The following is a 13,764-nucleotide window of genomic DNA, read 5'->3' as shown; positions in this document are numbered from 1 at the left end:
CCTACAGGAGGAACGATGGACCTATTGAGAAAAATGTGCAACGCATCCTGGTTCTGGTACTCAATGATCTGCGTGCTCTGTTGGGGCGCCTGGGCGCTCTTCTCCAAACTTGGGTCACGAGAGATCCCCCCAGACACGATGCAGTTTCTGTTCACGATAGGCACCGTTCCCGTCGGACTCGTACTGCTGATTGCACGTCGCGGGAAGCTCGAAAAAAGTCCTCGCGGTGTCGCCTACGGCGTACTCAACGGTGTGCTGTCTGGAATCGGCGGCCTTGCGCTCTTCGCCGCCTATCACACCAACGGCAACACCACCCTCATCACGGTGGCTGCAGCGCTCTATCCCATGATCACCGTCGTTCTCGCGATCACGATCCTGCGTGAGCGCTTCCGTCCCATTCAGGCACTCGGCCTGTTGTTCGCCACAATTGCCATCGTCATCTTTTCCCTATAGGAGGTTTTGCGTCGTGCATATCCCCCCCTGGCTTTGGTACTCCATCCTGACCGTGCTCGCGTGGGGTGTTGTCGGCATCCTTCAAAAACTTGCAACCAATTACATCTCCGCGGAGTCGTCGCTCATCTGGCTGGTGGTGGGTTTTCTTCTCCTGGAACCATTCTTCTATCCGGGCCCTGCGGTTCTGCATTACTCAAAGCTCAACCTAACGTATGCAATCCTTAGCGGCCTGCTCAACGCTCTTGGTGCCTGGGCGCTCTTCGCCGCTCTCAAGCGTGGAGGGAAGGCGTCGATCGTGGCGCCCCTTACGGCGCTCTATCCTGTTGTGGTCATTGTGCTTGTGCCGTTGATCCTGCATGAGTCTGTCAGCCGTCTGCAATGGGCCGGAGTCGCCTGCTCCCTCATCGCAGTCGTGCTGCTGTCCATCTGAACCAGCACCGGTAGACACCTTGCCTTAGAGAATCAACTGGCCCCTCATGCCGTGAGTGCGCCTGACGAGAGCAAGAGACAGTCCGGACGAGGAGTTTTGTTGCAGTTATTTTTTGGTGTGGTGGATGCGTGTTTTTGTGGGGGTTTTTGCAAAAAAGGGGTGCTAAAGCGTGGTGTTTTGATGGTGAGTTTGTGGTGGGATGCGTGGTAGACCTGGTGTTTAAGCAGTCACTTTTTCGGGCTCGAAAAATGCGTCACGGATTCAGGATTTATTTTTCAGGGGTTCCCGTTTTGGGAATCTGATCGGCAAGCTGGCGTCTGCTCCGAATCGCCTGAAATCTTCCTATCGAATATGTCCTAGTTATTTCCTAGTTATTGATGAAAGGTACTTAGCCAATTCGTGAGCAGGAGGAAGTCCGCGGCGGTCCATGTCATACCGGAGTCGTACTGACCGGAGCCGGTGGAAGCGTCGTAGTTCTCGCGAAAATTTCCGTCGCGCGCACATGCCTCACAAAATCGTGTGGCGAGAGTCCGGGCGAGAGTGGTTTCGCCACACTCGATGAGTCCTGTGCAGATGAGGTATGTGGATATGCCCCAGACCGGACCTCTCCAGTAGCCGTTCGGAGCGTAGAGAGGGCTACTGCGCGCCTCAGTTGCGGGGCCTGCCGGAGCGAAGAAGTGTGCCGGGTCCGAGAGGGAACGAACGAGTTCAGTGCGAATGGCGGGGTCGAGACGTTCTCCGAGAAGGAGGGGAATCGACGTGATGAGGCTTGTACTGCTTTGCTGTTGCGGGCCGGCGGGAGTGAGGCTGAAGAAGTGGGGTTGGCCGTCGAGCCAGAAGCGTTTGTGAAAGCGAGCGAGCAGATCTCTCTCATGCTCGCGCCAACGCGCGGCCTCATTGGTGCGGCCTAATTGAGTCGCGATCTTCGCCAGAGCCTCAGCGTCCAGAATAAGCCAAGCCGCAAGATCGGGACTCTGCACAGGCCATCGTCCGGCAAAGATGCTCGCGTTGTCCCATCCTGAGTCGTTGCCGCTCATGTAGCACGGTAGGCCGTCGCCCAGTAGATCACGCTCCCGGAACCACCACTCATGAAAGCGGACGATCTTTGGATAGACCTCTTCGAGATGAGCTGTGTGATCTGTGGCGGGCGTGGCGGGTAGAAGTTTTTGAACCGTCCAGGCCCAGACGGGCGGCTTGTTGAAGCCATATACAATCTCGGAGTCGCTGATGGCATCTGGAAGAACGCCGTCGGCTCGTTGATGATCAAGAATGGTCGAAAGCTGGTCCCACGCAAGTGCCGGGTCAGCCTTTACAAGGGCCAGCGCATTGATGCAGTTGTCCCATGACCAGACCATGTTCATACCCTTCTTGCTTGAGAGAACGGTCTGTCTCCGCAGCACTCCTTCGGGGCTGACCTGCAACGCAGAGAAGAGGTACCAGGCGGTGCGTGCAGCGGGCTGATAGGAGTCCGGGACATCCGGGCAACGCCGCATCCATTCGTCGAGCTCATGGTTTCGTCGCGTGCGGATAAGTTTGAGGTCAGGTATCTGATCGCTGGAGTGCTCTTCGCGTGTTGTGCAGCGTACCGTCATACTTTGGGTGGAATGTGATGCAAGTGTCACCGTGTCGTATGGAATACCCATCGCGCCGGCAGGTTGAAAGATGAGCGGGCGGTCAGCGTGGAGGTTGAGATACGTCTTCGACTGTTGGTCGTAAGCACGAAACGAGGTGGCACGAAACGCGGCGTCTGATGCCTGGTAGATCCAGGCGGGAGGGTGCGCCAGTCGAAGCTGTACGCCGCAATGCTGTGCGGCGATGAAGAAAGTATCGCCGTCGGAAGATATCACTTCGACCGACGAGTCGCCTGAAGCAAGTCGAACACTCAATATGGAAGCCGTGATGGTGCTGGGAGCCTCTTTCCCATCACGAATCATGACGATCTCAAACAGCAGGTCCGCCCACGGACCGGTCTGCTGCCAACGATAGGAGACGGCGGAGCGGCGCACTGTCTTAACTGCCGCACGGCCTTCGCTGAGGTCAACTACGAGCCAGGAGCCTGCGATGCTGTAGGGAATATGAGAGAGATCGGAGATAGTCTGCGCCTCTGCGGATCGATCGTTCGAAAGTTTTCCCGACGACGAGTCTTCGCTGGGGAGAGCGAGCATCTCCGCAGTTGATGGCACCGATGACAGCACGACAAGCGATCCTAGAAACTCTCTGCGATTCATAGTGCCTCGATATCTGTAAGTTCAGTGCCGCCACGCACGTTCACGCAAACGTCCTATGCGTTCAGGAGTTCCATGCGTCGAGGCCCGGAGGACCGAAGCCGGATCTTGCATCATCGACGACAAGCACCCAGTCTGGACCGTAAGGCGGCGTGGTGACGTCAACCTTAGAACCTGAGAAGGATTGTGCGATCCTGGTACCGATCCCAGTGCGCGGATCGTACCACCAGGCAGTCCGTTCGCCCTGAGGCATTGACGATAGATTGAGCGAGATGGGTTGATCTGCGCATGGAATGTAGACCAGCAGATAACTGCCATCCAGTGCTCTGGTAGCTTGCACATGGTCGGCGCGGCGGTTGGTTGTGCTCAACAGCACAGACTGATCTGGAGCGCGGGCGAAGAAAGGCCGAGACTCGATCAGTCGACGCAGGAAGACCGCTTGACGCCCTGCCGGACGCTGAAGCGCATCGATCCAGTCACGGTCCGCGTGGTTGATGACGCCGTTGCGAAGACTTGCGAACTGCCAGACGGCGTGATGCCCATAGGTAACCCCGCAGGCCCCAGCGAAGACAGACCGATAGAGCTGTTTGCGCACATCGTAGTCGCGAAAGTATCCGGTAGCGGGGTCCCATGCGGGCCACGGATTATAGGGATGATCTTCGTAGTTGGGCTCGAGGTCAAGTGTGGGTTTAGCGGGCGTGAGCGCGTAATCCCGCGCAATCAGCTCCCAGTTGGGAGTGTCGCGTCCTGCGCCGTGTCCGCTCTGTATACCGTTCACCGAGAGCCAATCCGCATCGCGCAGAAGAATGGAGGTCGACTCACTGCCTCCTTGCGGGTGATACAAGGTCAGAGCATGCTCCTCCACGTTCAGGCCGTCCGCGAGCGCAGCCCAGATCGGAGTCCAATCCTGTTTGGAGTCGATGTCGAAGCTCTTTGCCTTCTCGATGAGGTACTCCGAACCACAGTCGCGAATCCGTGCAGGGCGGTCGCCGCCAAGCATCCAGATCACATTCGTTCTTCCCTTGAGCTTCTTTGCGAGATAGCTGCCGTAAGTGTGGGCTGTTGCGAGGTTATCGTTGCGAAAGATGCGAGGCCCGTCTCCCCAGGGCGCGGTAAGCTTGTCTCCCCAGGTGGGAAGCAGCGCAACGTAGAGCCCGTATCGCGCAGCCTCGTCAACGATCTCGACGACGCGGTCGAAGTACAGGTCATTCGGACGGAGCGAGTCTTCGTCTTTAAAGGGCAGGAGGCCAAGCGCCGAGGGTTTGCGGACGCCGTTCATCTCGGCGAGCACGACCGCCTGGATGACGGTATACCCCTGTGTCGCACGGGTTTGTAGATAGTAGCTGCACTCTTCTCGAGTGGTGGAGTGAATGAGCTGCCACGCTGTGTCCCCAAGCCAGAAGAATGGATCACCCTTTTCGGTCTGGAGATAGTGACTGCTAGAGTGAACCTGAAGACGCGGCAGGGAACGGGATGCGTGCTGGAGTGGGGCGACAGAGGTTGCGTGCGAGAGAGGGTGATTTCCTAGGGTCAAGCCGGCCGCTGCTGCTCCGAGGAATCGTCTTCGAGAGTAAGGAGATTGTGGCAATAGGTCGTGCTCCTTGTGGCGGTCTCGCAGTGGGGTCCGCGAGACTGGTTCATTCCAGACCAAATGGGGTCTATCCTTGAAGCGCTTCAAATCATTATTCCGAATATTACGTCCATCGTATGCAATGAGGGAAGGAAATTCAGTTGGGATGAGCGCAGCTTCGAGGTGGACTATCAATCGCGCTTACAAACAGTTTGGGTGCGGGTAGTTTGGCTTTCGGAACTTTTGGGAATTATTCCTTTTATAACTGTGCCTTTTGTCACCCGAGCGATGAATGACGCGATTCTCGACGTACTGGCCTATTACGCCAGATAGTTCCTGACTCAACAGGCAGTTCGATAGAACTCTCGATCTCATAGGTAAATATCCGAAGCGAAGAGAGTCAGAGTCGAATATTGGTGGGAGCGTGAATAAACTTCTTGCGCTGACGGCGCTACAAGCCTTGAAGGGAGACAGGCAGAGAAACCAGTGCTCTGTCGCAGGCCAGGATGCGTGTCGCGAGTCTTGGGCAGATGCGGTAGCCAAGTAATCCAGCTAGCCATCGATACCTTGCATTCTCCAGCACTCATGCGATCAGGCAAGTTTGTCTGATCGGAAGTCAGTGCGAAGAGTAACTACTTTTTTCGGGGTCGCTTGCTCTTTGAGAAAAGTTGTTTGCTCCATCCTGACTATCTTTTCTGCGATCGCCAGGCTGATGAAGTGGTTGAGCGATATGCCTTCGACGTGTGCAAGATCGTTGGCTTGTTGACGGATCGAAGGAGAAAGACGGAGTGGAAAGCTCTGGTGCCGTTTATATTCTTGGGTCATTTTGGTGCTCCCGTCGTGCTGCTCGACAGACGTTGGTACTCTGCGAATTCAATTCTGATCCTCGAATTGCGTAAATGGCAATACATAAATCGGTTACTTTTTCTCCTACTAAGAAAAACTCTTCACTATTACTCTTCCACTCGAACGTTGAGGATCATCTGTCACTCCGTACTCAAGGTTTCGAATTCCTTTGGATTTGATTTATAAAAAGACGATTTTCCTCTGAAAAATTCTAAAAATCTGCTGTTGATATCACGTTTGATATCAAACGACGGATTAATCCGAAAAGCCTAAATCCAAAGTAATGGGTACTTCCCTATACAAGGTGACTGCAAAGTTTTGCGGTTACTTTTGGAATCTCTCTGCGCTCGATTTGGCCTTGGAGGAACTATGTTGCAACTGCCCCGTAAGCCCTGGTTTCACCACGATGCGAAGGATTCCAGTCGGCCTTCGCCTTTGTTTTCAGGCTCAACTACCGAGTTTCTCGTGGGACTAGAGAACTGGCCCCCACCCGTTAATCGCCAACTTCAGACCCCAAAAGTGATTCATTTCTCAAGTTTTGTTCGTTACTGCCTAAATCCAAAGGAGTTTTACATGCTGAACAAATCAATGTTGTCTCTGAATACGGATCGCCTGAGTCTTGCAACTCTGAACGAGAGCCGCACTGAAATGTCAGTTGTGGAGAACGTCATTCGTGCGAGTGCAACCTTGCTGTTTTTTCTCACGATTTGCCTGGCATTTACCGGATGCGGGAGTGGCGGATATGCAGGTGGAGGAGTTGTCAGCCTGTCGAGTTCCGCGGTGACACTCGACGCTGGTCAGTCATTCGCGGTCAGTTCGAAGCTCTCCGGCACACCGGTGGTTAGCTGGGTGCTTTCGAGCGCTGCCTGTGGCTCGAGTTCGTGCGGGGCGCTCTCGAACTCGGTTGGCGCTTCAACGACTTATACGGCTCCTTCGAATATCACCTCACAGCTGAAGTTGACTTTGACAGCAGGAGTGACAGGAACGAAAAACTCCAGCACGGTGAGCATCACGGTCAATCCGGATCCCACGATCTCCGGGGCTCCTCCGGTTGGGACCGTAGGGAGTGCTTACACTGCTACGCTGATCGCCGCCGGAGGCACAGCTCCGTTGAAGTGGAGCGTCGCGGGTGGCTCGCTTCCAGCTGGTCTTAGCTTCAATGCGGCGACAGGTGTGATCTCCGGAACACCGACCGTTGCGGGTACTTCGAGCTTCTCAGTTCAGATCATCGACTCAAGCGACATTCCGTTTTCTGTAACGGCACAAGAGATAATTGTGATTTCGACAGGACAGGGCACGTCGCAGTCCGGCCCGCTTACGGTCCTTCGAGGCAATCCCCCAGCCGGCACGGTCGGCACAGCCTATTCGACGACACTGACCGCCTCGGGCGGAGCCACGCCGTACTCCTGGAGCATTATCTCGGGCGGACTGCCTGCTGGTCTTGGACTTTCCTCGTCGACGGGCTTGATCTCGGGAACGCCGACAGCGCAGGGAGTGAGCTCCTTTACCGCTCAAGTACAGGACGCTAGCGGAACTCAGGCGAGCGCGCCCTTCAGCATCACGATCAACCCCGCCCAGTCTGCGGCAACGTTGACCCTTACGAATCTGCCCGGCGCGACGGTCGGTGTTCCCTACATGGGGACGATCGGCGCCACCGGAGGTACGTCTCCTTACTCCTGCGTGATTACGGCGGGTATGCTGCCTGCTGGACTTACTCAAAACGGGTGCGTCGTGAGTGGAACACCTACGGTTCCAGGAACCAGCACCGTTACGGTGAAGGTGACAGACTCGGGCAATCCGGTTGCAACTGCGACAGGGCCGGTCACTCTCACGGTTCTGCCTGCTGGGCTTTCGTTGACACTGTCGTCGCTGCCGAATGCGACGGTCGGTGTTCCTTACACTGCGACGATTGGAGTAGCGGGCGGTACGTCTCCCTACTCCTGCGCCATCACGGCGGGAATACTGCCTGCGGGTCTTTCGGTCTCGGGCTGCGTGGTTAGTGGTACGCCGACAGTTGCCGGAACCGCGAACCTCATGGTTAAGGCGACCGACTCAAGCAGTCCGGTCGAGACGACTACTGGACCAGAGAGCCTTACGGTTCTGCCTGCTGGGCTTTCGTTGACACTGTCGTCGCTGCCAAATGCCACGGTCGGTGTTCCTTACACTGCGACGATTGGAGTAGCGGGCGGTACGTCTCCCTACTTCTGCGCCATCACGGCGGGAATACTGCCTGCGGGTCTTTCGGTCTCGGGCTGCGTGGTTAGCGGCACGCCGACGGTTGCCGGTACCGCGAACCTCATGGTCAAGGCGACCGACTCAAGCAGTCCGGTCGAGACAACTACTGGACCAGAGAGTCTTACGGTTCTACCTGCTGGCCTTTCGTTGACACTGTCGTCGCTGCCGAATGCGACGGTCGGTGTTCCTTACACTGCGACGATTGGAGTAGCAGGCGGTACGTCTCCTTACTCCTGCGCGATCACGGGGGGAACGTTACCTGCGGGTCTTTCGGCATCGGGCTGCGTAGTTAGCGGTACGCCGACGGTTGCCGGAACCGCGAACCTTACGGTCAAGGCGACCGACTCAAGCCCAACCGTCGAAACAACTACTGGACCAGAGAGTCTGACGGTTCTGCCTGCAACGATAACCCTAACCCTCACTTCTCCGCCGAACGCAACCGTTGGAACGCCGTATACCGGAACGATCGGCGTAAATGGAGGAACCTCACCATACTCGTGCACTATCACCAGTGGTACGCTTCCCGCGGGTTTGTCGATTTCAAACTGCGTGGTAAGCGGGACACCGTCGGTTGCTGGAACTGCGAACCTCACAGTGAAGGCAGTTGATACGAGTAATCCTGTTGCCACCACTACTGGACCTGTGACCCTGGTTGTGTCCCCCGCAACGGCAACACTAACGCTCACCTCTCCGCCAAACGCCACGGTTGGAACGGTGTATAGCGGCACGATCGGCGTCAGCGGAGGAACAGCACCTTACTCCTGCACGATCATGAGTGGCACGCTACCCGCCGGACTCACAGCGGCTGGGTGCGTGATCACCGGTACGCCAACAACCGCAGGAACAGCCAACCTGGTCGTCAAGGCGACTGACTCGGCCACACCTATCGCAACCACTACCGGGCCGGTCACCTTGACCGTCTTGCCGATTCCAACCCTGAGCTTAACCGGTTCGCTTCCGAACGCGATTCTGGGTCAGCCGTATATGCAGACCCTGCTCGCCACGGGAGGCGTGCAGCCCTACAAGTATCAGGTAACTGCCGGCAATCTGCCTGCGGGGCTCAGCCTATCAACTTCGGGTGTTATCAGCGGAACGCCGACCACCCCCGGAGCAAGCAGCTTTACCGTGACCGTCACAGACACGGAGACGACGCCACAGACCGCAAGTCTGCCTCTGGTTCTTCTTGTGGTCTATCCAACTACACCGAATGACGCCGAGTTGACCGGCCCATACGCGTACCTCTTCCAGGGATACGACGATGTGCTTGCCGGCGTTCTCGCCTATCAGACTGCGACTGTCGGAAGCTTTACGGCTGACGGCACCGGAGTTGTCAGCAACGGAGAGCTGGATGCAAACCACCAGAGCTCTGCTCCTACGGGAACGACTGTCAGCAGTAACGACTTCCTCGGCACCTACACGATTGGGACCGACAGCCGCGGCTCGTTGACGATCACGACTCTGAACCAGGATGGAACGACTGCCGGCACCTCAACCTACGCCATCGCGTTGAAGGCTCCGGTATCGCCAGCAACTATTTCGACTCGAGGAGACTTGATCGAGTTCGACAATAACTCGCTGCAGGGAACTCGAGGTTCGGGGACTTTGCTCGCACAACAGACGGCCGCCTTTGCTGCCGGATTGAATGGCAGCTATGCCTTCGGGTTGTCAGGAGATACTCCTTGCCTGCCAGCCTGCACGCTAGGTATCGTAGCCGGTCCAGCCGCCTCTGTCGGTCAGTTTACGGCTAGCGGTTCCGGTCTTATCAGCAGCGGATCGAGCGACGCCAATATCGCTACGACCAACTATGCAAGCGAGACGTTGTCCGGCAGCTATGGTTCAGCGGACGCAAACGGGCGGGTGCAGCTGGCGATGAGCACGACCGGTACGCCGGCCGGGATCTATCCGACCGACTATGCTGTCTATCTCGTCAGCGCGAATGAGGCGTTTGTTCTTTCTACTGACAAACACTCGTCGTATGTCCTGCTCGCCGGTTCTGCTCAACTGCAGACTCAGGCGACCTTCACCAACGCATCGATGTCCGGTCCGTTCGTCGGCTATGAGAATGCGCAGTCGAATCCTGGTCTGCTGGGTTCGACTCTGCAGAATGTTCTTAACTTGTCGACGTCAACGATTTTCCGCGGAACCGCGAGCGGAGGAAGCTGCAACATCACGAACGTTGACGTCGCAGGCACAACAGCACTGGTCAACCAGATCACCGGGCTTGGCGGACTTCTGCCCACGAGTGTGGTGCAGGATCTGTTAGGCACCTATCAATCAACCGGTACCGCTGCTTGCCCGGTTGCCAACAGCGATGGTCGCGGAGTTCTCAATTACCCGGTTCCGACTGGACTGATTGCCACGCTCCTCGGACTTCTCGGACTCGACAACCCGCCTGCCCCGAGGGTCTTCTACCTGATCAGTCCTGAAAACGCCTACTTCCTGGAGACGGGTTATGCCGGGCTGGGTAACTTCGAGCCGCAGACTGGAGCTCCCTTCAGCAATGCAACGCTCGATGGAACCTTCGTCTATGGCACAACTCCAGCAAGCTCGCTGGCCGGGGTCAACGGCTCAGGCACTATCACCGCAAACGGCGCAGGAAGCGCGACGTCCACGCTCGATTTGAATGTGGGTGTCGGCACGATCAATGTGCTGCAGCTCGGCGTCACCAGCACCATGAACTACAACCTTACGGATGCGACGGCGGGCCGCTACACCTACGGCACCTCCGTACTCTACGCGATCTCGCCCAGCAGATTTGTCCTGTTGGATACGAGCATCTTGTCGACCTCGCCATCCGTTGCTTTGCTGTACTAGGTTCCGGCTTCGCGAACACCGGGCACTAAGTCCCGGAAGGAGAAATACTATGCGACGAATCACTCTAGCTTTGGTCTTTGGAACACTTGGAGTCTCTGCTGCGGTTGCGCAGCAGAGACCCGACAATCCGGCATACCTTGTCCCGCAATTCTCTGTCTCTCTTGGCTTCAACCACATGAACGCGAATGCGCCTCCCGGACAGACCGATTACTTCGGCCTGAACGGAGGCTATGTCTCCGCAGATTTCTACTTTACCCACTGGCTTAGCATCACCGGCGAGTTTACCGGTGGTCATGCTAACGACATCAGCCTGCTGGGACAGGACCTCACCCTGACAACCTATCAAGCTGGTCCAAAGGTGTCGCTGACCGGACATCGCTTTGTGCCTTATGGCCAGGTTCTCCTGGGAGGAGCTCACGGGAGCGGCTCTTACTTTCCGACAGCAAACTCCTTTACCACCAGCGCATCGAGCTTTGCGTTCTCTCCCGGCGGTGGACTCGATATAAACCTCACGCATCGCATTGCGATTCGCGCGGTCGATGTCGACTACTTGAGAACAACGCTGCCAAACGGAACCAGTGACTCTCAAAATCACCTCACGGTCGGAGCCGGCATCGTCATCAAGTTTGGCGAGCGCGACTCTCCCTCCACGCCCGTTCGGATGGCGGTGGAACGCCCGAGCGAGATCCTGTTCACCTGCGGCACTGACGTCGCTAATGTCGACGAAGGACAGCCGTTGGAGATCACCGGTCACACCCTAACCGAACCAGATCGCCTCAACGTTAAGTATTCCTGGGCCTCAAACGGAGGCAGGATTGAAGGTACGGGACGGCGTATCACCGTCAATACCGCAGGCCTCGCCGACGGCACCTACCGTGTTACCGGTCACGCTGCTCTCACCACAAGTCCGTCGACTTCGGCTGAGTGTGATGCCGAATTCCGGGTGCGCTCCCACAGCATTGCATCTGCTCATAACTCTGATGATGGAAATTCTTCGTCACAAGCTAAGAGGGAGGCTGTCTTCCACGAAAATGTTCAAGATGCTCTCTTCGACTACGACAGCGCAGACATCCGAGCCGACGCAGAGACTGCTATCGAACATGCCGCGAAGTATCTGCAAGACAATCCATCGATTCGTGTTCTGGTGGGTGGTTACGCGGATGAGCGCGGCTCAGCCGAATACAACCTGGCACTTGGGGAAGAACGCGCGAACGCCGCACGCAACGCGCTTATAGCAGCAGGCGTTGATGCCGACCGGATTCAGGTCATCAGCTTTGGAAAGGAGGCACAAGTGTGCACAGCTGAAACGGAGAGCTGCTGGCAGCAAAATCGCCGGGCTGCTTTCCAAATGCATCCCTAACGGCAAGCACGGCCGTTCGAGATCCCAACGGGATGCCTGGATTTCAGAGGGGGCGTCCCGTTTGTACAGGTTTCTTCGCAACCATCTTGTCGCATCCAGATTTTTTGGAGACACTTATGAGAAGCTCACTCTCGAACGCTGAAACTGCCTCTTCCGAGTCTGGACCGCACATTCCGGACTCCTTACCTTTTTCAGCGCTGATCCCCGCACTCTCATTCGCGCTCGATCTGACAAAGGGCCGTCCAAAGGGCCATGTTCTTCGCTCATGCGTCATCGGGATGCGTATAGGAGCGCGGGCTCGCTTGTCTCAAGAGATGCTCTCTCATCTCTATTCCGCTCTCCTGCTTAAGGATGTCGGGTGTAGAGGCAATTCTTCTCAGGCACCGGACACGCTAGCTCTAAATCGGTATCCGTTCACGCTCGCTGAAGCGTCACCGGCCGGCATTGGCCTGAGTGCAGGAGATAGAGATGCCCGGAAGCAGGCGCATACCGGCTGTTTGTCCTGGGGTTGGGCCCAGCCGCTCCCCGCTGACTCAACTAGCTTTTCCGATTCCTGTGAGTTCAATTCTTTCGAGACCAGTGCCAATCTTCCTTGTGAGCGTGCCGCTCGTATTGCAAGAGATCTTGGCCTGCCGTTCGAAGTTAGCCAAGCAATCTATCAAGCTGATGAGCGCTGGGACAGAGTGGAATCACCTCAGGATATACCGGCTGAAGAAATATCCTTGCTTGCTCGCATTATTAGAATTGCTCAGACGCTGGATATTGCGGTGGAGCGATACGGTCCCATAACCGCTATTGATCTCGTATCGAGACGGTACAGCAGAGGGTTTGATACGAGCCTCGTTGCGGCCTCTAACCTGCTGCACGACCAGCGCGAACTATGGAAGGACCTGCAATCGCCAGAGATTTTATCCCATGTGATAGAACTCGCTCCCGAACGCAATAGACAGTCTCCAAATATATTTTTAGTAGACAACATTTGCCTCGCGTTCGCCGAGGTTGTAGACGCCAAGTCTCCTTTTACGTTCACCCACTCCACCGGTGTCGCCACGACAGCGAGCGCTATCGCTAAGGTGATGGGCGTGGGAGAGTACGATGCCAAATTGTTGGAACGCGCCGCCTTGCTTCACGACATTGGAAAGCTCGGAGTACCCAATACAATACTCGAGAAGCCGGGTAAACTCACCTCTAGGGAGTGGCAATCTATCTACAAACATCCTCGATACACGAGAGAGATTCTCGATAAGATTCCAGGATTCGAAGAGATTGCGGAGGTCGCTGCGGCGCATCATGAAAAGCTCGATGGATCTGGTTATCCGCGAGGGCTTCATGGGTCGGAGCTTTCACTTCTTGCACGGATATTAACGGTTGCGGATATTTATGATGCACTTTCATCCTACCGACCCTACCGACAAAAGCTCAGATGTGCGGAGGTGCTCAAGCTGATGCAAAATGATTCGCCGCGAGCACTCGACCAATCCTGCATGGATGCACTAGCGGTGGCAATTCATACAGTCTTTATTGGAAAGCCGTCGCGAAGAACTGTAAAAGACACCGGTTCCGATTGAACGGATTGCGGAGAGGCCGAACCACCCGAGACCGGGGAGCCTGTCGCAGAGAACGGCCACCATCCCTGTTTGTTCCGACGCTGAGAATCGGAGGCATGAAACCTGCATGTTCAAGGTCGGCGACGAGAGGTGAGTCCGTGACTGCGGACAGGGACGGGAGCGGAGGCGATAAATTGATGGTATGAGTACCACCAAACGGGCTATGACCAATTAGGTATATGGTTCATGGTTCGGAAGGGTGCTCTAATTTTGCTGCGAGGAGA

9 protein-coding genes are annotated in these 13,764 nt (G+C 56.3%); 6 read left to right on the top strand and 3 right to left on the bottom strand.

Annotated features, from left to right (window positions below):
* The first annotated feature begins 15 nt into the window (after positions 1–15).
* A complete protein-coding gene (locus HDF08_RS09680) occupies positions 16–453 on the top strand; it encodes an EamA family transporter (protein ID WP_306459676.1) in 438 nt (145 codons plus the stop codon).
* Between the two features lie 13 nt (positions 454–466).
* Positions 467–883: an EamA family transporter gene (locus HDF08_RS09675; RefSeq protein WP_179638240.1), complete on the top strand. Its 417-nt coding sequence runs from the start codon at positions 467–469 to the stop codon at positions 881–883.
* Positions 884–1,254: 371 nt separating this feature from the next.
* Here HDF08_RS09675 and HDF08_RS09670 read toward each other — a convergent pair whose 3' ends face one another.
* Positions 1,255–3,111 carry an amylo-alpha-1,6-glucosidase gene (locus tag HDF08_RS09670; protein WP_179638239.1) on the bottom strand — a complete coding sequence of 619 codons (1,857 nt, stop codon included), beginning with the start codon at positions 3,109–3,111 and terminating at the stop codon, positions 1,255–1,257.
* 61 nt (positions 3,112–3,172) lie between these two features.
* A complete protein-coding gene (locus HDF08_RS09665) occupies positions 3,173–4,642 on the bottom strand; it encodes a glycoside hydrolase family 140 protein (RefSeq protein ID WP_179638238.1) in 1,470 nt (489 codons plus the stop codon).
* A gap of 69 nt (positions 4,643–4,711) precedes the next feature.
* Here HDF08_RS09665 and HDF08_RS21445 point away from each other — a divergent pair, with 69 nt between their 5' ends.
* A complete protein-coding gene (locus HDF08_RS21445) occupies positions 4,712–5,011 on the top strand; it encodes a hypothetical protein (protein ID WP_218884654.1) in 300 nt (99 codons plus the stop codon).
* A 258-nt stretch (positions 5,012–5,269) separates the two neighbouring features.
* Here HDF08_RS21445 and HDF08_RS09660 read toward each other — a convergent pair whose 3' ends face one another.
* Positions 5,270–5,503, bottom strand: a complete 234-nt coding sequence (locus HDF08_RS09660; protein WP_179638237.1) for a toxin-antitoxin system HicB family antitoxin — start codon at positions 5,501–5,503, stop codon at positions 5,270–5,272.
* A 594-nt stretch (positions 5,504–6,097) separates the two neighbouring features.
* On the opposite strand from HDF08_RS09660, the gene HDF08_RS09655 reads away from it, so the two are divergent.
* The 3 genes from HDF08_RS09655 to HDF08_RS09645 all read left to right on the top strand — a co-directional run bounded on the left by HDF08_RS09655 (position 6,098) and on the right by HDF08_RS09645 (position 13,501).
* The gene (locus HDF08_RS09655; RefSeq protein WP_257030939.1) at positions 6,098–10,573 is read left to right on the top strand and encodes a beta strand repeat-containing protein; all 4,476 of its coding nucleotides are present in this window, start codon (positions 6,098–6,100) and stop codon (positions 10,571–10,573) included.
* 49 nt (positions 10,574–10,622) lie between these two features.
* Entirely contained in the window at positions 10,623–11,933 is a 1,311-nt protein-coding gene (locus HDF08_RS09650; protein ID WP_179638236.1) for an OmpA family protein, read from the top strand.
* A 302-nt stretch (positions 11,934–12,235) separates the two neighbouring features.
* The gene (locus HDF08_RS09645) at positions 12,236–13,501 is read left to right on the top strand and encodes an HD-GYP domain-containing protein (protein ID WP_179638235.1); all 1,266 of its coding nucleotides are present in this window, start codon (positions 12,236–12,238) and stop codon (positions 13,499–13,501) included.
* Positions 13,502–13,764: the final 263 nt, after the last annotated feature.

This window comes from Tunturiibacter empetritectus, assembly GCF_013410875.1.
GTDB classification, from domain to species: Bacteria; Acidobacteriota; Terriglobia; order Terriglobales; family Acidobacteriaceae; genus Edaphobacter; species Edaphobacter empetritectus.
The sequence above is the reverse complement of the archived record's forward strand: the minus strand, read 5'-3'. Positions and strand labels throughout refer to the sequence as shown.